This window comes from Rhodococcus sp. R1101 (assembly GCF_000278445.1).
Taxonomy (GTDB): domain Bacteria; phylum Actinomycetota; class Actinomycetes; order Mycobacteriales; family Mycobacteriaceae; genus Rhodococcus; species Rhodococcus gordoniae.
This window is the reverse complement of record NZ_AJVB01000769.1, coordinates 1-1,119: the sequence shown is the minus strand read 5'-3', so window position 1 is coordinate 1,119 and position 1,119 is coordinate 1. Positions and strand designations below refer to the sequence as shown.

Genomic DNA, 1,119 nt, shown 5'->3' with positions numbered 1-1,119 from the left:
ACCCCGTCAACCTCATGCACTACGTGACGTTCATCTTCCAGAAACTGTTCGGGTACAGCAAGGCCAAGGCCACCGAACTCATGCTCAAAGTCCACAACGAGGGCAAGGCCGTCGTGTCCAGTGGTTCGCGTGACAAGATGGAACACGACGTGCAGCGTCTGCACGCCGCCGGACTGTGGGCGACGATGCAACGCGACGAATGATCCCCACAGGAGGGCCCGACCGACGTGCGGCAGTGGACCAGGAAGAACTCGCTCAGCGGCCCCAAGCTCCGGTCGGAGATGGACGCCCACGAAGCGTCGGTGCTGCGCTCGCTCGTGTCCTCCGTGCTGGGCATGCTCGAGGAACGCGCCGGGCAGGCCCCGCAGGACGACCTCGCCGCCCTGACCGGTCTGCGCACCGGTAACGCCGTCCCCCCCGAGATCCCGGCGCTGCGCCGCCTCCTGCCCGACTTCCACCGCCCGGATTCCGACTCCGCCGCCAACGTCGGCGACGACGCTGCCGACCTCAACGGTGCGATGCGGAGCCTGCACGAGCCGAGCATCATCGACGCCAAGCTCGCGGCCGGCGCGGTCATTCTCCGCACCGTGCCCGAAAGCGGTGGCAAAGTGGTGCTCAACCCCGAACAGGCCGAAGCGTGGCTGTACGGACTCAACGACGTGCGGCTCGCACTCGGCACCACCCTCGGCATCGACGCCGACACCCCCGACGTCCTCGACGACGACGATCCGCGCGCCCCGCATCTCGACGTCTACCACTGGCTCACGTGGATGCAGGACTCCCTCGTCCAGGCGCTGCAGCCGTGATCGTGCCGGGACCGACCGACTCCCTGCTCGACGTCGCGGGGCTGAGCGTCGGTCACTGGCACCGCCTCGACTCCGAGGTCACCGTCGGCACACCCGAGATTCCCGGCGAGGGTGCCGCCACCGGATGCACCGTCGTACTCGCCGACCCGTCGGCCGTCGCGTCGGTGGACGTGCGCGGCGGGGGACCGGGCACGCGGGAGACCGACCTGCTCGATCCGAGCCACTCGGTGCAGCGCGTCGACGCGGTCCTCCTCACCGGAGGCAGCGCGTACGGGCTGGCCGCCGCCGACGGCGTGATGCGCTATCTCGAGAA

Annotated in this window: 3 protein-coding genes; all 3 read left to right on the top strand. The window is 69.3% G+C overall.

Annotated elements, in window-relative coordinates:
- On the top strand, window positions 1-203 hold a 203-nt coding region (gene clpS, locus R1101_RS0124050), incomplete at its 5' end, for an ATP-dependent Clp protease adapter ClpS (RefSeq protein WP_016935702.1).
- A gap of 24 nt (window positions 204-227) precedes the next feature.
- Window positions 228-806: an oxidative stress transcriptional regulator AosR gene (aosR, locus tag R1101_RS0124045; protein ID WP_016935701.1), complete on the top strand. Its 579-nt coding sequence runs from the start codon at window positions 228-230 to the stop codon at window positions 804-806.
- Window positions 803-1,119, top strand: a 317-nt coding sequence (locus tag R1101_RS28585; protein WP_037225097.1) for a P1 family peptidase, incomplete at its 3' end; no start/stop codon positions are given. The genes aosR and R1101_RS28585, both read left to right, overlap by 4 nt.